Source organism: Alteromonas sp. G5_S2_22_S1 (assembly GCF_054968525.1).
The window spans coordinates 55,244-74,730 of record NZ_JBQKUJ010000003.1; the positions used below are offsets into that span (position 1 = coordinate 55,244).

The following is a 19,487-nucleotide window of genomic DNA, read 5'->3' on the forward strand; positions in this document are numbered from 1 at the left end:
TGAAGTGATTTCTTACCTTCAAGTAGTTTAGACTTATTGATTAAGTTATAAACTATCTTAATCTTTTAGTATTGATAGTCTTCTGGCATGGGGGCGCCTAACTTTGAACCGTTTTTTTCATACGACATTTTTATGCGTTTTTGCATTAGGTTTGGGTGCATTTCATGTTCACGCATCGATAGCTGACCGAGTCAACGAGATCAGGCTGCAAGTAGAAACAGCCTCGCCTATGCCGATAGGCGCTGCAATTGATGAATTAGAAACGCTTTTATTATCTGATACGTTAAAAGTGGACGAGAAAAGAGCGGTCGCCGCCTTATATGTTCGCTATCAACTGTTAATACATCAGCGACCGGATGAGAATATTTTACGCGAACTACAAGGTTTAGAAGATAACTCCAAAGACGGGCTCATTATCGCAGCAGGAATAGCGAGAATGTATGGCATAAGTGCAAACTATACCGAAGCTTACAACCGTTTTGACGCTATAATTTCTGCCCCCTCAATACCCGCTGACGTTAAAGCCTACGCCTTAATTTATCAGATTCTTACTTACAGTGAAGGGCAGGTTTTCGCTCCCAATGCAGAGCTTATTAACACCGTCAATGACTTGCTTATCACCCACGATCTTTCTCGCCTAAGGCCCCTCTACGATTCTATCGTGGCAGATTACTATCAGTCAGTTAGCGCTTTCGACCTTGCCTTGCGCTTTCATGAGAAATCCCTTAAAGGCGCACAAGCGGCCAATCAGCGTATTTTAGAAAGCGACAATCTTTATGCTATTGGTATTTTATACCGAAATTTAGGTAACTACGACAAAGCCATTATCTACTTCGAGCGCGCCGTTGAACACGATAAAGAAATAGATATTAATTACTCAGAATTTCTAGCCATCTATGGGATAGCAACGACATATTATCGTGCTGGAGATTTAAAATCTGCGATAGCGCTTTCTGAAAAAGTACTTACCCATACCCTTTCTTCATCTTTTTACAATAGTGAAATCTATCGCTTAAAAGCCGAGGCCCACCTCACTTTAGGTGAGTTAGATGAGGCCTATCAATCGCTAGAACTTGCACGCCAGCTTTACGATGAAAATAGGGAAGATGAACAAACCACGTGGCGCGCGCAGTTAGAAAAAACCGCCGCTTATATCACCGCAGCGAGAGGCAACTATAAATTAGCGTTCGAACAGTTTGAGGTATTTCACGAAGCATATTTACAAGCAAAGAAGTACGAGGATTTAGAACTTATTGAAAGCGCTAACCTGGTTCAACAAATTACCCAAGAGAAAGAACGGGCTAATTTACTCGAAAATGAAAATAAGGCATTCGAAGAAGCCTTACTCCTGAAAAACGAAGCGCAGAGAACTCAAAGACTTTTTTCAACACTCTTGACCATCTTAGTTGCTTTGACAATGGTCACCATTGTCATCATTTTAATACTTTTAAGAAAATCAAAACAGGCAAACGCGCTTTACTTATCGGCCAAAGAAAAGGCCGAGCAACACAGCCGTTTAAAGTCGGAATTCATTTCTAATATCAGCCATGAAATCCGTACACCTTTAAACGCCATTATCGGCTTTGGACAAACGGTAGATAAGCGCTCTTCTGATTTGCAAACGAAAACGCTTACACGAAAAATTGTCACCGCATCAGAAATGCTGCTGCAGCTTATCAACGACCTGCTAGACTTTTCAAAAATAGAGGCCGGTAAATTAACCCTAGCCATTAGACCTCACGATATAAAATCGAGCATTCACACGTTAAGAGATATTTTTTCAGACCAAGCGCAGCGCAAAGGTTTACATCTCGAACTCAATATTGACGAAAACCTTAGCAGTGAATTGATGTTCGATGAGCTTAGGTTTAAGCAAATAATGGCTAACTTAATTAGCAATGCTGTTAAGTTTTCTCAAGAAGGCTCCGTACAAATTGGAATCTCTTTAATTGAAGCATGTGATAGCCACTGTGTTCTTCATTGCTGGGTAAAAGATAATGGCATAGGCATCTCTAAAGAAAACCAGGCAAAGCTATTCACGCCTTTTACACAGGCGGAAAGTTCTATTGCTAGAAAATACGGAGGAACGGGGTTAGGCCTTAATATTACCAATAACTTACTTAAATTAATGGGCTCCTCTTTATCGGTTGAAAGCGAAGTAAATAAGGGAACAACGTTTTCGTTTGATATAACCTTCGCTATTGCCTCTGACGTTGAGCATGTCGCTTCAACGGACTCGTCTGACAAATTGCCATGCACGCTGGCGGGGAAACGTGTTTTGCTCGCAGAAGATAACGACATCAACGTAGAAGTGATCAAAGCTTTGTTAGAAGAATTCAGCCTAGACTTGCATCATGTCTCTAACGGACAGGAGGCAATAAATGCTGTAGCCAATAACCAATTCGACTTAGTCTTAATGGATGTTCAAATGCCTGAAGTCGATGGGTTAAGTGCAACACGGCATATCCGGCAAACGCTAAAGATGCATACTCCCAGTATTGCGTTAACTGCAAATGCAATGCAGCACGATATCGACGAGTGTCTGGCCGCCGGCATGAATGCTCATGTTGGTAAGCCCGTTGACAAAGCCCACTTAGTAGACACTTTACGTCGATACCTCACCGCTGGCTAATACACGAGGCTAAAAGCTCACGTCCCACTGCAACGAATAAATAGTGCTATCGCCAACTTCACTACCAAGTTGCTCAAGCGAGACGCGACTTGCCTGTGCGGTTAATTTATTTTTATGGCCGTTAAAAAACCAATTCAACGCTACGGTTTTTTCATAGAAGCTTTGGTCTTCTTCGCTGGTATTAGGCGAATAGGTAGCAAAGCGCGCTGCAATTTCTAAAGGCTTTGGCCACCAGCTTATTGATGCATTTAAAAAGTAGCCTGCTTGAATATAGTATCCACGCAACGTTGTTTCGATATTATCATTAGCCACATCAACAATGTTTTTCTCGTGGTATTCCGCTTGGGCACTAAAGCCTTTGTAAAAGTAAGCGCCGTCAATCACAAATTGTCGAATATCGTACTGCCCTTCAACCTCACCTTCATCAAAGTTGGTCAAATTACCTGCTCCAGATGAAGAGAAACGCGTGAATTGACTTTTAAACTTAGCCCCTGCGATAGCTATCGCGGCTTTCGGAGTAGATGAACGTGCAATGTCACTATTCTTAAAACCGACTTCTTTACCTAAAAAATTCCACTGCAGACGACCCGAATACATGGCCTCACCATCGTGGTTACTATATTCACCGCGACCTGAACCATTAAACATACCTGCCCAGTAATTGAAATTAGCAGCACCGCCGTTATCGATATGACCGTAAATAGAAGCGCCCATTTGTCTGTCTAGCGTGAATATCCTATTGATTATCGAGCGGTCCATCATTTGTTGACCTCCGCTACTTACGCTTCGTTCTCTTGAGTATTCGACTTTCCATTGACCAAGCTTTGCGCTTAGCGAGTCATACTTTTCAAACGCCACTGTAGCATTCAATGTTCTTTGATCGGCGGCGTCATATTCGATACCGTAAGTGAACCAAGGTTTGCCGATATGGCCGTCTACCTTAATACGCGCTCGGTTAACACCGAATTGATTTCCACCAACGTGGTCGAAATCACTGGGCTGCGTAGGTTGACCAGCCCCTGGATTGGCGTAGCGAAACTGGATACGCCCGCGAACGCGTAAAGAAAACTGCTGGTTGTCACTTTTATAGCTAAGGCCATTGCCTGTATACGCCGAAGGTACAACATCTGAGGTCGCCAACTCTTCAGAGGCTACACCTTTAATCGGTAGACACCACGTGAAGAAAAGCCCTAAAAAAAGAGATAATGAAAATTGAGATTTGAAACGCAAAACATACTGAGAATACGGAAATTTGCGCGCAGGATATAGATTTTAGTATAAGATTCAAGAGCGCTGACACAAAAATGACATAAAAATGTAATATTTAATGTTGAACCGCTAGTTTATTGGCCTAAAAGCGCGTTGGCCGCTAAGTGGGGGCTTCCCGATTTGGCGTGCTCTGACTGTTTTACCAAAGATACTATATGGCGATTAACAGGAGTAAGAATCTTAGTTTTCTCCCCTAGCCTCACAATTTCACCATTCAGATAATCCACTTCAGTTCGTCTTCCTAGCAGTAAATCCTCATACATGGATGAGCGAGCTTCGGGGTCTATCTTGAGCGTCGATGCCGCTACAATGTTGAATAGAAAATTGGGCAATTTCATGATTGTCGGCATTAGTTGAGGGATGACCTTTCCGGTTCTTGCAGGGGTAATGCCTTCAGCGTTAAGTACCTCTAACGCTTCACTTAGTACCTGTGCCATAACCCGCCGGTATTGCCTGTCGCCTAATTGTTTTTTCAAGGGGACGCCCGATAAGGCATTCACCGCGTTATTCAAATTCATAATAAGCTTGCCATATTGCACGGCGACAATATCCTCATAAACCGTTACCGGCAACGATGCGTTTTCTAAACCACTAATTAGCGGTTTGCACAGCCCTTGCGGATCTTCGAGTGCCAAGTTTCCTTCCGTACCGCAATGAAAGTGCCCCTGCCCTTTGTAGAACACATTGAAAGGAACCATGCCTGCAATAACCTCCTGCGATAGATACTTTCGAAGCCGGCTTGGGTTAGAAACTCCGTTTTGCAAGCTAATAACAATCGCACTTGGTTTGGCCCACTGCTTGATCATTTTTGCAGCATGGGCGGTATCTTGGCTTTTTACGCACAGTAAAATGTAGTCAGCGTCTTCTAGGCTTTTATTATCCAAAGCGAAAGTGACGTGTTCAGGGTTTACAATTTGCTTGCGCCCTTGCCAGTCAGTCACTTTAATTCCGTTCTTGGCAATATCTTGCTGTAACCGTTCACGCCCGATAAGCGTTATGCTATTGACGTAACTAGGTACAGCGCCCGACGACAGCAGACATCCAGCAACATAGCAGCCAATACTGCCTGCCCCTAACACAGTTACCTTTGTCATCTTCACTTCCTATAGTCGTCTTTTGTCAAAATAATACGCGCTTTACTGAACCCGCTATGCCTAAGTGCATTTCACTAAGTGCTAATACCTGGATGACACTCGCATCTCATCGAGCTTTTGATAAATTTAGATCACGCTTATGGGATTAGCATGTTGTCTTAGGCCCTCGCGCTAGCTATCACGTAACGTAGCGCGAAGCTGATCGCAATGTAAACAAAAAAGCCACAAATAAATAACAAAAACGCATTCAAATCAGTTATTTCCTATCACACCGATTCGTTCTTTCAATTTTAATAGTCAGGTTGATCTCTCTACAATTAGACCAAGTAGTCAATTAACATATGGTCAAATAGAGGCTTACCATGTTGTGTCAACAACCTGCATCTGAATCTACCTATACTCGTAACGCTCAAGACACTGTAAGTGGCAAAGTTGCCCTGGTAGCGGAAGGTGGCGGCCAACGGGGAATTTTTACGGCAGGGGTACTTGATGCATGGCTAGACGCTGGCCACGACCCTTTCGATATTTTAATTGGCACGTCGGCAGGCTCGCAAAACTTAACAAGCTTTGTAGCCCGTCAGAAGGGCTATGCCAAGCGACTTATTCGAGGATTAACGCGACACAAGCGGTTTTTCCAGATGGGACGCGGCTTAGTGGGCAAGCACATTGTCGATTTAGACTGGTACTTTCAAAAAACCCAAGAAGCGAATCGTTTGCTTGACCTAGATACGGCAAAAAGTAATGTGGCCAACAGAGAAATTCTGTTTACAGCAACTAATGCGCGAGATAGAAAAGCCTACTTTTTGAACCCGATGAAAAGTCAAAATAACTGGGTTGACCTAATCAAAGCGTCAAGTGCTTTACCATTACTTTATAAGCAAGGCGTACCGCTGCATACCGAAATCGAAGCGAAGAAAGCAGCTAACACCGATTTTTACTTAGACGGCGGCCTAGCTGCACCTTTGCCAGTTACCGAAGCCTACCAACGAGGGGCGACTAAAATTGTCGTGATTCGTACGGTAGATGAAGGGTTTCAAGCACAGTCGCCATGGCTACAAAAAATAAGCGCGGTTATGTGCGCAACGGGGACATGCCCGAAGACCATTGATTACCTTCTGCAGCATGAGCACGCCTATCAAAAAGAGTTGGCGTTTATTGAAAATCCACCAGAGGGTGTAGAAGTCATTCAAATTTTTGCACCTAAGAAACTGCAAAGCAAACTTCTTGGCAGCAGTGATGCACAGCTTCGCCACGACTATAAACTTGGCCAGTACGCCGGTGCGGCTTTCTTAGAAGCAGAGGGTAAGGCACAAACGCATTACGAAAGCGTAGCGGCATTTACAAAAGCAAAACTAGCAAAAGAAGCAAACGAGGACAGTATTCGTATTGCAGCAAGGCTTAACAATACGCTAAGTGAAAACGTTCAGGCGAAGCGCTCTGCTTTCACACTGTCCCTACCTGCTCAGGCAAAGGCAGACAAAAACGAAAGCAGAATGTCTGCCTAGCACAATAGCTACCCGCTAAATGTAAGTAGAGTGCTGTAAAAATACAACAAGCACTTAATGGCTATCAAGCGTTAAACCATTAAGTGCCGAAAACGTAATGTATTGATAGTTAAAGCAAAAAAATCAGCCACCTTGACAGCAAATAGAAAAGTATTTATAAAACGCCTTTTCACTATTTCATCAAGTAAAAAATGTCAGAATTATCAACACCTGTAAAACAAACTGAAGCGCACAAACTTATTGAAGGTCTATTGAAATCTAGCGATCCAACTGCTGAGCTAGATAAGATTTCACAAGAGTACAACATTGCGAATTGGGGCCAATCGAACGCGGTTTCAGCAGACCTTTATGACGCAGTACGTGACCTACTTGGCAAAGGCGTAGTAACAGGCAACGACCTTGTTGCAGGTAAAGACACGATGGACCCGATTGTTCATAAGGTACAAGCGGAAACAGAAACGCTTATCGCTAACCCTAGCGAAGCAGACGCTGACCGTGTTCAAACCTTCGTACTTGGTTTCCTACGTACTTTCGTAAGCCAACTACTTCACCCAGGTACAAAGAAAGCGATTTACGCGAAAAAGCTTCCTGACCTAATCAAAGTCCATCAGCAAGTTGCGAAGTAACTTATTTACAGCGCTATTATTACCAAAAGAAACTCACTTCACGTGAGTTTCTTTTTTTTTGCCCTGCGAAGCTGGCACAAAAAAACCGGCGTAAAGCCGGTTCTTTGCATTTGGCGGAGAGAGAGGGATTCGAACCCTCGATACGCTATAAACGTATACACACTTTCCAGGCGTGCGCCTTCAGCCACTCAGCCATCTCTCCAAATTTTGTATCAAGAAGATTTCAACTACGAAAATCCTTGAGCGCGCGTATAGTAGGTAAAGCCGCGCGCTTAATCAAGAACTTGCTGGAAATTATTCAACAAGTGCTTATAAAACGTGCGCTAAAGGCCGCCTTTTGCTTTTAACTCGGCCGAGAAGTTAAGCATGCGATCAAGGGGAATCAATGCACCTTTACGCAACGCATCATCGACGAATATTTCATGGCCATCACTTTCGCCCGTTAAAGACGCCTTAATCGCTTCTAAGCCGTTCATTGCCATCCAAGGACAGTGAGCACAGCTTTTACACGTAGCGCCGTTACCACCCGTTGGAGCCTCTATAAACGTCTTCTCTGGGGTCAGTTGTTGCATCTTATAAAAGATGCCCTTGTCGGTGGCAACAATAAAGGTATCGTTATCCATGGTTTGCGACGCTTTAATCAACTGACTGGTCGAGCCAACCGCATCGGCCATATCTACCACGCTGGCTGGTGATTCTGGGTGAACCAGTACGGCCGCGTTTGGATACAAGGCTTTCATATCAGCAAGCTTCTGCGCAGAGAACTCATCGTGAACGATACACTCGCCCTGCCACATTAACATGTCGGCACCGGTTTGTTTTGCAATGTACGAGCCTAGGTGTCTGTCAGGACCCCAAATGATCTTCTTGCCCTGGCTGTCTAAGTGCTCAACAATTTCCAAGGCTATGCTTGACGTTACTACCCAATCAGCGCGCGCTTTTACCGCCGCCGACGTATTCGCGTAAACCACAACAGTGTGATCAGGGTGTTGATCACAGAACTCACTGAACTCTTTTACCGGGCAACCAATATCAAGGGAACAGGTCGCTTCAAGGGTAGGCATTAGCACGGTTTTTTCAGGGCTAAGAATTTTTGCTGTTTCGCCCATAAAGCGAACGCCAGCAACAATTAATGTTTGCTCTTCTACATCTCTACCAAAGCGGGCCATTTCCAACGAGTCAGCTACGCAGCCGCCAGTCTCTTCAGCGAGTGCTTGAATTTCATGATCGGTGTAATAGTGCGCCACAAGCACAGCGTTACGGGCCTTTAGCAAGGCTTTAATCTCTGCCTTTAACTCAGCTTTGCGTGCTTCTGATAATGGCTGTGGTTTTGCTGGGAACGGGTACTCTACCTGATCCACTCGAAATGCTACTGACATTAACCTACATCTCTGTTGCGACAAGGGTGCGGATTATACCCAACTGTCATAAAAATTACACACTACCTAATCAACATTAGCGTAATTAAATAGTCATATTTGTGCTTACCTGTTCTACTACATGGGGTTGCGTAAACCAGATCAAAGACCAATGAGATGAATTGCAGTACTTAATTAGAAAGCTTTAAAGATAGAAAAGAAACTGATAAGTGATGTGTTGTGAGTGCTTGTTTGAGACTTGATGGTGGGTCGTGCTGGATTCGAACCAGCGACCAATTGATTAAAAGTCAACTGCTCTACCAACTGAGCTAACGACCCATCAAGTGACACATAGATAAGTTTAGCAATTTCAAATGATGGTGGGTCGTGCTGGATTCGAACCAGCGACCAATTGATTAAAAGTCAACTGCTCTACCAACTGAGCTAACGACCCATCATTTGTTGCTAGGAGAGAAAGTGGTGGGTCGTGCTGGATTCGAACCAGCGACCAATTGATTAAAAGTCAACTGCTCTACCAACTGAGCTAACGACCCTTTCTTTCCTGTTGTTGCCTGTGTCTTGGCAACGGCGGCATATAATACTCAGATTTTTATTCGACGCAACCCATAACGTCCTTTTATTTTCATTTTTCTGTCAAAATACGACTAAACGGTCAAAATGAAAACAAATCGCTGGGTATTTATACCAGTAATAAATGAGTTTAGTAGATTTAGTACGAAAGTAAGCATGTTTTAGTGCGGAATAAAAACGCAGTCTAGATGCTTTTTTTCGAAAAAATAAAATGGCTAAAATATAAAAAAGCCTCTTTAAAAGAGGCTTTGTTCATTACAAGTTATTTAATCGAGACTCTGCGAGGCGTTTTGCCGAAGAATCTGGGTATTCATTCACAACTTGTTGGAACAGCTGTTTTGCCGTCGCACTATCACCCGTTCGCTCAGCAATGACCCCTAATTTCAATAATGCATCTGGGCGCTTTGTCGAATCGGTAAAGCGATTAGCTACAATATTGAATTGTTCGCTTGCCTCACTCCACTGCTGTTTATTAAAAAGCAGTTGCCCTAGCCAGTAATGTGCATTTGGCGCATAACCACTGTTAGGGAAGCGTGAAATGAAAGATTGAAACGCAGGAATGGCTTTATCGTACTCACGCGACTTAAGGATCAGATTCACCGCATTTTCATAGGCTTCATCTTCACCCGCTTGAGGCGCTTGCGTAGGCGTAGGTGCGGCTGGAGAGCTCACAGAGCCCGAATCTACCCCCGCGCTAGGCATTGCACTACCTTGTAGTGCCCCGCTTTGCTTGAGTGCTTCTACGCGCTTATCTATTTCCAGATAAAGCTCACGCTGACGCTCTAGAACTTTTTGAAGCTCGTTAGTGTTCACTTCTACCGCACCACGCAGCTGGTCAACTTCCATTTGCATGTTGTCGAGCTGACTTTGCAGTCGATGCTGCATTTCAGTACGGCTTTTTACAATACGCTCTAGCACTGCGATGCGCTGCTCTAATTCACTGCCGCCGTTGGCGTCTACCACAGGTGCTTGCGCAAATGCGGTAGAAACAGCAAGGGCGGCACTTAACGTGACGCCCATTTTTAATGTCTTATTCGCTAGAAAAGTCATTAGCGGTATACAACCACTCCGCGACGGTTTTGAGCAAATGCGTACTCAGTAGAACCCATCACTGCTGGTTTTTCTTCACCGTATGAAACTACTGTTACTTGGCTGCTGCTTACGCCAGCATTAAGTAGGTAAGTTTCAACAGACTGTGCACGACGCTCGCCAAGCGCGATGTTGTACTCTGGCGTACCACGGCTGTCAGTATGACCTTCAATGGTTACCTTCATGCTTGGGTTTTTCACCAAGAACGTCGCGTGCTTGTCTAGAATACGCTGGAACTCTGGCTTGATGCTTGCGCGGTCAAAGTCAAAGTAAACGGTTTGTTCGTTTTTCAGCGCTTCCATTTCTTGCTGAACCATTTCTTCTTGACGCTGCATGCGCTGAGCCGCTTCTGCTTTAACGCGTTGCGCTTCTGCTTCGCGCGCTTCTGCTTCAGCTGCTGCCTGTTCTTGTGCTAGGCGATTACGCTCTGCTGCCAACTCTTCTTCGCTAGGGCCTGAAGAACATGCCATCATTGTCACTACTGGCAATGCGATAATGAAGCTCTTCATCACTTTATTCATTTGCATCCTACTAATCCTTAAATTTTATTGTTTAGTCGTTAAATTGTTAGAACAAAAATGGTGACCAACTTGGCGATTTAACTTGCCCATTGGCTGCTGGTAACCTAGCTTTAAAACGCCCATCAAGAGAAACCAACGACAACACTTGGGTGCCCTCATGAAGGGTGCTGTATATAATCATGCTTCCGTTCGGCGCTACGCTAGGCGATTCATCTAAGTACGTCCGTGTCAGTACTTGTGGTGAACCTCCATCCAAAGACTGCTTAGCAATATGATAGTTCCCATTAGTTTGGTTAACCATAATCATTTGCTTACCGTCTGGGGATAGCGTGCCGCCAAGGTTCTGTTCCCCGACAAAGGTAACTCGCCTTACTTTCCCAGAATTTAAATTTACGCTATATATCTGGGGTTTACCACCCCGTTCCGAGCTAAATATTAAACCGCTGCCATCGGGTAGCCATGCAGGCTCCGTGTCAATCGCTCTATTGCGTGTAATTCGACGAAGGTTTTTCGTCGCTAAGTCCATCACATAGAGTTCAGGGTTTCCATCTTTCGATAAAACCATAGCAAGTTGCTTGCCATCTGGCGAGAATGTAGGGCTACTGTTTATTCCTGGAAAGTCAGTAATGCGCGTACGTTCACTGGTGTATATATCCTGGATGAAAATTTGCGGTCTGCGGTTCTCAAAGCTCACGTAGGCCAGCTTCTCACCATCTGGCGACCACACTGGCGACATGAGCGGCTCAGGCGAAGACAACAGACGGGTTTCGTTTTCACCATCATAGTCGGCAATCACTAATTGATACGGCTTTTCTACCGTATCGCGGTCGCGAACAATAACGTACGCTATTTTGGTAAGAAACGCGCCACGCACGCCAGTAAGCTTTTCGTACACTATGTCGCTAATTCGGTGCGCATACTGGCGAAAATCGCGACCGTTAATCACGGCTTGGCGTGCAGCAAGAACATGGCTGTTACTTGATACTAGGCTTCCGTTTTTAAGCACTTTGGCTTGACCGTTGTCTACTTGGCCTTTAAGCACATCAATAAGTTCGTAAGATACAAGGAAACGATCGCCGCCCTGAGGTTCGATACTACCTACTAATACTGTATCTACACCTAGTGTCGCCCACGCGGTGTAAGACACTTGCTCTGCGGTTTCAGGAAACTGTGGCATCTTGTCGACAGATACCGGGTTAAACTTCCCGCTTCGCATTAAATCGGCCATCACCACTTTTGAAATATCGCCGGGCATACTGCCCTGCCCTTTCCATTTAAATGGCACAACACCGATGGGGCGGGCACTATCAACGCCCTCGGTTATCACAATTTCTAAGGATGCAGACACGTTGGCACTAAATGCCATCGTAATAAGCGCTATCCATAAACCTAGTTTTTTCATACCACTATAGTTCCACTTTTAAAGTAATGTCTTTTAACTGCTCGTAAACGTCTGGCGCGTCAGAAACCGGTAACTTTTCAGCTCTTCGAACTGCGCTTTCAGCTGCTCTGCACAACGCATCGTTACCGCCAAGCACACGAATGCTGGTTACAAACCCCGTTGTCGCTAACCGAATATTCAAGCGACAGGTTTTACCTTTATAGCTGTCGTCAGAATACAGATTGCGTTTAATGGTTTGCTGAATAAGCGCCGTATAGCGTTCTACTTCAGTCAGTACCTGTTTTCGCCTGCGTTCTTGCTGAGCCGCTTGCTCTTGTGCTAGCTGCTCTTGCATGATCCTTTCCATTTCAGCACGTTCGGCCGCTTCTTTCTTCTTACGTTCAGCCTCAGCTTTGGCTTTAGCCTCCCGCTCTTTGCGCGCTTGTTCCTTTTGCGCGGCAAGGCGCTCTAACTCTTTTTGCCTCTTCGCTTCGGCGGCCTTAGCTTCTCGCTTTTCGCGAGCACGCTTGGCTGCTAGCTGTTGTTGACGTTTCTTCTCAGCAGCCGCTTGTGCTTTCCTTTGCTTCTCTCGCTCTTCGGCCCGCGCCTGCGCTTCGGCTTGTGCTTGGGCCTTTTTCTGGTCGGCTATCGCTTGCGCATCAATAAAGGTAGCCTCTATAACAGGTGCATTAGAAGGCGCATTAGGGAGCGGTTCCGGCGAGAAACTGACGCTAATAAGCAACACTGCAGCAATAATTGCATGCAGTCCTAACGACTTATACAAACCAAGTTGCTCAGGGGTTATTTTACTTGCTTTGTTACCTTTGTGTTTCACCCCCGCGCTCCCGTCATCTTTTGAAGACGCCTTTTTAGTCTCAGTGCTGTTCGACACTTCTGGTTTGGTCATATCTATATTACTCAACGGGATCGGTCATTAACCCTACCGAAGGCACGCCCGCTTGCTGTAACAATACCATTAACTGTATTACTTCGTTGTACGCCACTTGCCCATCGCCTTTCACTACCACCGGCGTGTTCGGCTCTTTAGTGAGTTGAGCCTTAACAATTGCACCTAGTTCATCTTGGCTTATGGGCGATTCTTGGTCGTCTCCCACGTTCAGGAAATAGCGACCTTTCACATCGACCGAGGCAATAATAGGTGGGTTATCTTCCTGTTCAATAGGGTTAGCGCTCGCCTTAGGCAAATCAACTTTTACCCCTTGAGAAATAAGCGGCGCCGTTACCATAAAGATGATAAGCAGCACCAACATAACGTCGATGTAAGGTACTACATTTATCTCTGATACCGGTCTGCGGCGTTTTCTTACATACATAACAAGTCCTCCGTTTGGAATGTAAACGCTTAGGCTTGTTGTTGTGCTTGCGCAGCAACCGCTTGGCGGTGAAGAATCGCTGAGAACTCTTCCATAAAGTTGCCATAGCTATTTTCTAGCTTTTCAACTTGGTGACTAAAGCGGTTGTAAGCAATAACCGCTGGAATCGCAGCAAATAAACCTATTGCGGTTGCAATCAATGCCTCTGCAATACCTGGTGCTACCATAGCTAATGTGGCTTGTTGTACTTCACCTAGCGCTATGAACGCGTTCATGATGCCCCACACCGTTCCAAACAACCCGATATATGGACTAATAGAACCAGCAGTAGCCAAAAACGGGAGGCGGCTTTCTAGTTCTTCAACCTGACGAGACATAGAAACACGCATAGCACGGTATGTTCCATCTACAATACCGTTGGTGGCAGTATTTGATTTGCGAAGACGAACAAACTCTTTAAAGCCAGAACAGAAAATACTCCCCATTCCAGTTAGGTTGTTTCGTGCTGATAATTCTTGATAAAGGCGGTTGAGATCCGCGCCTGACCAAAACTTGTCTTCAAACTGACGCATCTCGTTACGTGCAGCTGAGAGCGCCTTGCTGCGTTGAAAGATAAATGTCCATGAGGCTACAGACACGCTTAATAGTAAAAGCATAACCAATTGAACAATAAAGCTCGCTTGTAAAAACAAGCCAATAAAAGTGAGATCAGATGACACGCGAAATTTCCCCTAACAAAGTACGTGGTAATCTTTTCGGCTTCATAACAGCCAAATCGACGCAGGCAACCTTAATATTTCCGGATACTAAAGTAATGCCTTGTTCATTTTTAATAATTTGTTGAAACGTCATACTAGCGCCTTTCAATTCTACAACGCGAGTTTCAATACTCAACAGCTGATTAAACCGTGCTGGCGCATAGTTATGCATTTCAACGTGTTTGACGACGAAAGCGATGGATTGTTCCATTAGTGTATCCTGCTCGTACCCGAGCCCGCGAAGCCACTCAGTTCGGGCTCGCTCCATAAACTTAAGGTAATTCGCATAATACACAATACCGCCTGCGTCGGTATCTTCGTAATACACTCTTACCTGATGTAAATGCATAACTATTCCTTCACCTTAAAATTAAATAATCCAAACGGAGGGTAAACCAACTATTTTGCGCGATAAAATGCAGAACAAAACAGAGCCACACCCCCTATCAAAGCTTACCCTTAATCAAAAGTATACCAATATTAAACACGCAATTAACACATTAGTTTTTCTAATGAAAAACAACAATTTTACTCAATTGTGCTTTTTTCTGTGCTCCCTATAATGCACAGCATCAGTCGTACAGAGCGTGATGGTGCTTAGCACGGTCATGCAAGAGTTTTTCTCCTGTTAGACATGAGTTCCCTGGATTTATTTCCTTCAACACTTGTTGTTTTAGCCCGCTCACTTGAGCGGGCTTTTTTTTTGCTCAGCATTCGTTAAAGAGAACTTCGCTTGCGCTTAACTCTCGATATTCACATCAGTAAACATTCAAAAACAACGCAACCTGAGCAAGGCCATACCAAAAAAAGCCCAGCAATCCAGCTAGGCTTAAAAGATGAACGTCTTCACGTTTAATCTGGGATTAGAAGCTATTCAGACGGTGTGAAACCAAAATGAAGATAGGCGCGCTGAGACACTATGCGACCGCGCGGTGTGCGCTGAAGAAACCCTTGCTGAATAAGGAAAGGTTCTATCACGTCTTCAATCGTTTCTTTTTCTTCACCAATGGCTGCCGCTAAATTATCTAAGCCTACTGGACCCCCATCGAATTTCTCGATAATAGCACTAAGCAATTTGCGGTCCATGTAATCAAATCCTTCTTTGTCTACATCAAGCATGTCTAAGGCTTTAGCTGCAGTTTCAGCGCCCACGGTACCGTCAGATTTTATTTCGGCATAGTCGCGAACACGGCGCAGTAAACGGTTGGCAATACGTGGGGTACCCCGTGAACGACGAGCAACTTCTTGCGCCCCCTCCTCGTTCATTTCTAAGTTTAGATAACTTGCACTTCTTGCAACAATGCTGGTGAGGTCTTTAACATTGTAAAACTCTAAGCGTTGCACAATACCGAAACGGTCGCGCAATGGCGACGTTAACGAGCCTGCGCGCGTGGTTGCCCCCACCAAAGTAAAAGGCGGCAAATCTAATTTAATAGAACGGGCCGCCGGTCCTTCGCCTATCATGATATCAAGCTGATAGTCTTCCATAGCCGGATAGAGTATTTCCTCTACTACCGGGCTTAAACGGTGTATTTCATCAATAAACAATACATCGTTACGTTCGAGGTTGGTAAGCAGCGCTGCAAGGTCGCCCGCTTTTTCGAGCACAGGGCCAGAAGTGGTTTTAATATTCACGCCCATTTCATTAGCTACAATGTTAGCAAGCGTGGTTTTACCTAGGCCCGGCGGTCCAAAGATAAGCAAATGATCGAGGGCATCGTCGCGATTGCGCGCAGCCTGAATAAATATTTCCATTTGCTCACAAACATGAGGCTGGCCCGTGTAGTCTTCCAACATCTTAGGGCGAATGGCGCGATCGATAACTTCATCTTCGGTACTGGCTTCAGGCGTAATCAGTCTGTCGGCTTCAATCATGATAGTTCTACTTTAAACGGTAATTCGAAAGTGACCTTTCTCGATATAGCCACCTTCACTGTGCGCCATTAAATGGCCGCTTTTAGCGCTTCGCGAATAAGGGCTTCGCTTTCCATGCCCTCGCTATAAACGCTTTCAACTAACTTACTTGCCTGCGCGGGCTTATAACCTAACGCGATAAGTGCGCTTTGCGCTTCCTCCCGCGCGTCGTTAACTTCAACAATAGTGTTTGGCGATAACAAGTCGCCACTCGGAGGCGGGACAGCAATACTCTGCGCTTTGCCAAACTTAGCTAATCGGTCTTTAAGTTCTACCACTAAACGCTCGGCCGTTTTCTTACCTATGCCGGGTAAACTCACCAGCGCAGATACATCTTCGTTTTGCACGCTTGCCAAGAACTGACCTGCCGACATGCCGGATAAAATAGCCAAACCAAGTTTTGGACCAACACCGTTTGCTTTGATTAGCTCGCGAAATAAACCTCGCTCCATTTTGTCGGCAAAGCCAAACAGCAGTTGGGCGTCTTCGCGAACCACAAAGTGCGTGTATACCACGACTTCTTCACCCACTGCTGGAAGCTGATAAAAGCTCGTCATAGGCATGTGAATTTCGTAGCCAACACCGGCCACATCTACAAGAATTTCTGGTGGCTGTTTTTCAGCCAACGTACCGCGAATTCGTCCTATCATGAATTATCTCTGTAAAAGCGTTAGCTTTAGGCAGCGTTAACGCAAGCGGCCGCGAACGGTTTTTCGGGCTTGCCCTGCCATGTTTATCAGGCTCTGTTCGGTATGTGCATGACACAAGGCAACGGCCAAGGCATCTGCGGCATCGGCTTGTGGGGTGCCACTTAAATTCAACAGGTGCTTTACCATATGCTGAACTTGTGTTTTATCTGCGCCACCTTTTCCAACTACCGACTGCTTTATTTGCCTTGCGCTGTATTCAGCAACAGGAAGTTGCGCTTGCGTGGCTGCCACAATGGCGGCCCCTCTGGCCTGACCAAGCTTTAGCGCTGAATCAGGGTTTTTCGCCATAAATACTTGCTCAATAGCAAACTGGTCGGGTTTATATTGACGAATAATATCGCCAACACCGGTAAAAATATTTGCAAGGCGAGAAGGCAAATCTGCCGTACCAACGCGAATACAACCGCTAGCCACATACACGAGTTTACCTTGCTTACGCGCAATTAAACCGTAGCCTGTAATCCGAGAACCTGGATCTATACCCAGTATAACCATTAAGGCACACTCGGTACAAACAAAGATACCGCTTCTTTATTGGAGGGGGACCATAAACGCGCTAACGCTTCTTCTTTCGACACCCATTCATATTGCAAATGCTCAGTCAAAATTAAGGGTAGTTCACTGTTTATCTGGAGGGAAAATACGTGTTCTGTGTTATGCACAGTACCTGGCGGGTAGCGATGTAGCCAACGGCTACGAATTTCATATTGATTTTGTTTTTTGTGGTCGTTAAGGACAAACCCGTGTGCTTTGGCATCAATACCAATTTCTTCACACACCTCGCGATAAGCGGTTTCGATGGGTAGCTCACCCTCTTCTAACGCGCCGGTTACCGACTGCCAAAAGGTGGGGTCGTCTTGTCGCTGTAAAAGCAGCACTTGGTAGTGTTGATCAAACAACACTACCAGTGCAGATTCAGGCTTCTTATACGCCATAAATTACGATTGCTTTTTCACCGTAGCGATAGCAAGTTCTTCAAGCTGCTGAGGATTTGCAGGGCTAGGTGCCGACGTTAATGGGCAAGCTGCTGTGGTCGTTTTCGGGAACGCCATTACGTCGCGAATAGAGGTTGCGCCTGTCATAAGCATGACTAGACGGTCTAAACCAAATGCAAGGCCAGCGTGTGGCGGCGCACCAAAGCGTAGTGCGTCAAGCAGGAAGCCAAACTTGTTCTTCGCTTCTTCATCGTCAATGCCTAAGATATTGAATACAGTAGACTGCATATCTTCGTTGTGAATACGTACAGAACCACCGCCTAATTCAACACCGTTTAATACCATGTCGTAGGCGTCAGATAGGGCTTCAGCTGGGTTGGCTTTAAGCTCATCAGGCGTTAGGCCGCGCGGTGCGGTAAACGGGTGGTGAATAGCGTGAAGCTGTCCGTCAAACTCTTCGAACATTGGGAAGTCAACAACCCAAAGCGGCTTCCATTCGCCTTCAAGAAGCTCGAAATCTTCACCCAGCTTAAGGCGAAGTGCGCCCATCGCTTCAGTAACAACCGTGTAGTTATCTGCGCCAAACAATAGAATATCGCCGCTTTGAGCACCGGAGCGTTCAATAATTGCATTGGTAATATCTTCTGTTAAGAATTTAAGAATTGGCGACTGCAGACCGTCAAGCCCTGCTGTAGCGTCGTTAACTTTAATCCACGCTAAGCCTTTCGCGCCGTAAATACCTACAAACTTGGTGTACTCATCAATTTGCTTGCGCGATAGTGAGGCGCCGCCAGGTACGCGGATAGCCGCAACGCGACCTTTCGGGTCGTTTGCTGGGCCACTGAATACTTTAAAGTCAACGTTTGCAAGCAGGTCTGCAACGTCTGTTAGCTCTAACGGGTTACGCAAGTCTGGCTTATCGCTACCAAAGCGCTTCATGGCTTCTGCATAGGTCATGCGCGGGAAGTCGCCAAGGTCAACATCTAGCATTTTGTTGAATAAATCGCGGATCATACGCTCTGTAATAGACATTACGCCATCGGCGTCTAAAAACGTGGTCTCGATATCGATTTGGGTGAACTCTGGCTGACGGTCAGCACGCAAGTCCTCATCTCGGAAACACTTAACGATTTGATAGTAGCGGTCCATACCCGACATCATAAGCAATTGTTTAAATAGCTGGGGCGATTGCGGAAGAGCGAAAAATTCACCTTTGTGGGTACGGCTCGGTACTAGGTAATCACGGGCACCTTCTGGTGTAGCCTTAGTAAGAATAGGTGTTTCGATATCAAGAAACCCTTCTTCTTCTAGGAAACGACGTACTGCGCCGGTTACTTTTGCACGAAACTGCAAACGCTGGCTCATTACCGGGCGACGAAGATCAAGGTAACGATAGCGAAGGCGCTGCTCTTCTGAGTTTTCTTGGTTCCAATCTAACGGCAATACGTCAGCTTTATTGATCACTTCAAGGCCAGTGCCAAGGATCTCAATTTCACCTGTGCGCATATCTTTATTGATTTGTCCTTCAGGACGCGCACGCACCTTACCAGTAAGTTTAACGCAGAACTCGCTGCGCAGGGTATTAGCAACAGATAGCACCTCTGGTAGGTCTGGGTCGAACACCACTTGTACGATACCTTCACGGTCACGTAAGTCGATGAAAATTACACCGCCTAAGTCGCGACGCTTGTTAACCCACCCGCAAAGGGTAACTTCTTGTCCAATGTATGATGAATCGATATTCCCACAGTAATCTGTGCGCATGGTCGT

The 19,487-nt window shown here is 45.5% G+C and carries 18 protein-coding genes and 4 tRNA genes; 3 read left to right on the plus strand and 19 right to left on the minus strand.

From position 1 onward, the window contains the following. Positions 1-103: 103 nt before the first annotated feature. Positions 104-2,632 (plus strand): ATP-binding protein, encoded by a 2,529-nt coding sequence (locus ACTRWF_RS04570; RefSeq protein WP_462835173.1) that lies wholly within the window; start codon positions 104-106, stop codon positions 2,630-2,632. Between the two features lie 9 nt (positions 2,633-2,641). Here the strand turns inward: ACTRWF_RS04570 and ACTRWF_RS04575 are convergent, their stop codons facing one another. Beyond that, positions 2,642-3,862 (minus strand): porin, encoded by a 1,221-nt coding sequence (locus tag ACTRWF_RS04575; protein WP_462835174.1) that lies wholly within the window; start codon positions 3,860-3,862, stop codon positions 2,642-2,644. A gap of 113 nt (positions 3,863-3,975) precedes the next feature. Continuing rightward, the gene (locus ACTRWF_RS04580; protein ID WP_462835175.1) at positions 3,976-4,995 is read right to left on the minus strand and encodes a 2-dehydropantoate 2-reductase; all 1,020 of its coding nucleotides are present in this window, start codon (positions 4,993-4,995) and stop codon (positions 3,976-3,978) included. A 362-nt stretch (positions 4,996-5,357) separates the two neighbouring features. Here ACTRWF_RS04580 and ACTRWF_RS04585 point away from each other — a divergent pair, with 362 nt between their 5' ends. Further along, positions 5,358-6,500, plus strand: a complete 1,143-nt coding sequence (locus ACTRWF_RS04585; RefSeq protein ID WP_024016001.1) for a patatin-like phospholipase family protein — start codon at positions 5,358-5,360, stop codon at positions 6,498-6,500. Positions 6,501-6,691: 191 nt separating this feature from the next. Then, positions 6,692-7,126 carry a hypothetical protein gene (locus ACTRWF_RS04590; RefSeq protein ID WP_015066702.1) on the plus strand — a complete coding sequence of 145 codons (435 nt, stop codon included), beginning with the start codon at positions 6,692-6,694 and terminating at the stop codon, positions 7,124-7,126. Positions 7,127-7,237: 111 nt separating this feature from the next. On the opposite strand, the gene ACTRWF_RS04595 is transcribed toward ACTRWF_RS04590, so the two are convergent. The 17 genes from ACTRWF_RS04595 to aspS all read right to left on the minus strand — a co-directional run bounded on the left by ACTRWF_RS04595 (position 7,238) and on the right by aspS (position 19,481). Next, positions 7,238-7,328, minus strand: a tRNA-Ser gene (locus ACTRWF_RS04595). A 121-nt stretch (positions 7,329-7,449) separates the two neighbouring features. Then, the gene (nadA, locus tag ACTRWF_RS04600; RefSeq protein WP_015066697.1) at positions 7,450-8,505 is read right to left on the minus strand and encodes a quinolinate synthase NadA; all 1,056 of its coding nucleotides are present in this window, start codon (positions 8,503-8,505) and stop codon (positions 7,450-7,452) included. A gap of 242 nt (positions 8,506-8,747) precedes the next feature. Then, a tRNA-Lys gene (locus ACTRWF_RS04605) sits at positions 8,748-8,823 on the minus strand. A 39-nt stretch (positions 8,824-8,862) separates the two neighbouring features. Continuing rightward, positions 8,863-8,938, minus strand: a tRNA-Lys gene (locus ACTRWF_RS04610). A gap of 24 nt (positions 8,939-8,962) precedes the next feature. Then, positions 8,963-9,038 (minus strand) — tRNA-Lys (locus tag ACTRWF_RS04615). A gap of 292 nt (positions 9,039-9,330) precedes the next feature. Further along, on the minus strand, positions 9,331-10,125 hold the full coding sequence (ybgF, locus tag ACTRWF_RS04620; RefSeq protein WP_071958851.1) for a tol-pal system protein YbgF: 795 nt from the start codon (positions 10,123-10,125) through the stop codon (positions 9,331-9,333). Next, positions 10,125-10,691, minus strand: a complete 567-nt coding sequence (gene pal / locus ACTRWF_RS04625; RefSeq protein WP_250245390.1) for a peptidoglycan-associated lipoprotein Pal — start codon at positions 10,689-10,691, stop codon at positions 10,125-10,127. The genes ybgF and pal overlap by 1 nt, the downstream gene beginning before the upstream one ends. A 40-nt stretch (positions 10,692-10,731) precedes the next feature. After that, positions 10,732-12,087 (minus strand): Tol-Pal system beta propeller repeat protein TolB, encoded by a 1,356-nt coding sequence (gene tolB / locus ACTRWF_RS04630; protein WP_462835176.1) that lies wholly within the window; start codon positions 12,085-12,087, stop codon positions 10,732-10,734. Positions 12,088-12,091: 4 nt separating this feature from the next. Beyond that, the gene (gene tolA / locus ACTRWF_RS04635; RefSeq protein ID WP_023559587.1) at positions 12,092-12,973 is read right to left on the minus strand and encodes a cell envelope integrity protein TolA; all 882 of its coding nucleotides are present in this window, start codon (positions 12,971-12,973) and stop codon (positions 12,092-12,094) included. Between the two features lie 7 nt (positions 12,974-12,980). After that, positions 12,981-13,400 (minus strand): protein TolR, encoded by a 420-nt coding sequence (gene tolR / locus ACTRWF_RS04640; protein ID WP_020743189.1) that lies wholly within the window; start codon positions 13,398-13,400, stop codon positions 12,981-12,983. A 29-nt stretch (positions 13,401-13,429) separates the two neighbouring features. Then, positions 13,430-14,119, minus strand: a complete 690-nt coding sequence (tolQ, locus tag ACTRWF_RS04645) for a protein TolQ (RefSeq protein WP_015066690.1) — start codon at positions 14,117-14,119, stop codon at positions 13,430-13,432. After that, the gene (gene ybgC, locus ACTRWF_RS04650; RefSeq protein WP_015066689.1) at positions 14,109-14,507 is read right to left on the minus strand and encodes a tol-pal system-associated acyl-CoA thioesterase; all 399 of its coding nucleotides are present in this window, start codon (positions 14,505-14,507) and stop codon (positions 14,109-14,111) included. Before ybgC ends, tolQ begins: the two co-directional genes overlap by 11 nt. Positions 14,508-15,028: 521 nt before the next feature. Beyond that, positions 15,029-16,033: a Holliday junction branch migration DNA helicase RuvB gene (gene ruvB, locus ACTRWF_RS04655; protein WP_020745632.1), complete on the minus strand. Its 1,005-nt coding sequence runs from the start codon at positions 16,031-16,033 to the stop codon at positions 15,029-15,031. A 68-nt stretch (positions 16,034-16,101) separates the two neighbouring features. Then, complete coding sequence (gene ruvA, locus ACTRWF_RS04660) at positions 16,102-16,722, minus strand: Holliday junction branch migration protein RuvA (protein ID WP_015066687.1); 621 nt, start codon at positions 16,720-16,722, stop codon at positions 16,102-16,104. Positions 16,723-16,758: 36 nt separating this feature from the next. Beyond that, positions 16,759-17,277, minus strand: a complete 519-nt coding sequence (gene ruvC, locus ACTRWF_RS04665; protein ID WP_014948862.1) for a crossover junction endodeoxyribonuclease RuvC — start codon at positions 17,275-17,277, stop codon at positions 16,759-16,761. Then, positions 17,277-17,717, minus strand: coding sequence for a dihydroneopterin triphosphate diphosphatase (nudB, locus tag ACTRWF_RS04670; RefSeq protein ID WP_015066686.1), 441 nt, complete (start codon positions 17,715-17,717; stop codon positions 17,277-17,279). The genes ruvC and nudB overlap by 1 nt, the downstream gene beginning before the upstream one ends. A 3-nt stretch (positions 17,718-17,720) precedes the next feature. Further along, on the minus strand, positions 17,721-19,481 hold the full coding sequence (aspS, locus tag ACTRWF_RS04675) for an aspartate--tRNA ligase (protein WP_015066685.1): 1,761 nt from the start codon (positions 19,479-19,481) through the stop codon (positions 17,721-17,723). Between the last annotated feature and the right edge of the window lie 6 nt (positions 19,482-19,487).

What these genes read in the sequence shown, in the direction of transcription:
- tolR (WP_020743189.1), bottom strand. Translation starts at nt 13,400, where the DNA reads ATGTATGTAAGAAAACGCCGCAGACCGGTATCAGAGATAAATGTAGTA.
- ruvC (WP_014948862.1), bottom strand. Translation starts at nt 17,277, where the DNA reads ATGGTTATACTGGGTATAGATCCAGGTTCTCGGATTACAGGCTACGGT.
- ACTRWF_RS04585 (WP_024016001.1), top strand. Translation starts at nt 5,358, where the DNA reads ATGTTGTGTCAACAACCTGCATCTGAATCTACCTATACTCGTAACGCT.
- ybgC (WP_015066689.1), bottom strand. Translation starts at nt 14,507, where the DNA reads ATGCATTTACATCAGGTAAGAGTGTATTACGAAGATACCGACGCAGGC.
- pal (WP_250245390.1), bottom strand. Translation starts at nt 10,691, where the DNA reads ATGCAAATGAATAAAGTGATGAAGAGCTTCATTATCGCATTGCCAGTA.
- aspS (WP_015066685.1), bottom strand. Translation starts at nt 19,481, where the DNA reads ATGCGCACAGATTACTGTGGGAATATCGATTCATCATACATTGGACAA.
- ruvA (WP_015066687.1), bottom strand. Translation starts at nt 16,722, where the DNA reads ATGATAGGACGAATTCGCGGTACGTTGGCTGAAAAACAGCCACCAGAA.
- ACTRWF_RS04590 (WP_015066702.1), top strand. Translation starts at nt 6,692, where the DNA reads ATGTCAGAATTATCAACACCTGTAAAACAAACTGAAGCGCACAAACTT.
- ACTRWF_RS04580 (WP_462835175.1), bottom strand. Translation starts at nt 4,995, where the DNA reads ATGACAAAGGTAACTGTGTTAGGGGCAGGCAGTATTGGCTGCTATGTT.
- nadA (WP_015066697.1), bottom strand. Translation starts at nt 8,505, where the DNA reads ATGTCAGTAGCATTTCGAGTGGATCAGGTAGAGTACCCGTTCCCAGCA.
- tolB (WP_462835176.1), bottom strand. Translation starts at nt 12,087, where the DNA reads ATGAAAAAACTAGGTTTATGGATAGCGCTTATTACGATGGCATTTAGT.
- ruvB (WP_020745632.1), bottom strand. Translation starts at nt 16,033, where the DNA reads ATGATTGAAGCCGACAGACTGATTACGCCTGAAGCCAGTACCGAAGAT.
- nudB (WP_015066686.1), bottom strand. Translation starts at nt 17,717, where the DNA reads ATGGCGTATAAGAAGCCTGAATCTGCACTGGTAGTGTTGTTTGATCAA.
- tolA (WP_023559587.1), bottom strand. Translation starts at nt 12,973, where the DNA reads ATGACCAAACCAGAAGTGTCGAACAGCACTGAGACTAAAAAGGCGTCT.
- ybgF (WP_071958851.1), bottom strand. Translation starts at nt 10,125, where the DNA reads ATGACTTTTCTAGCGAATAAGACATTAAAAATGGGCGTCACGTTAAGT.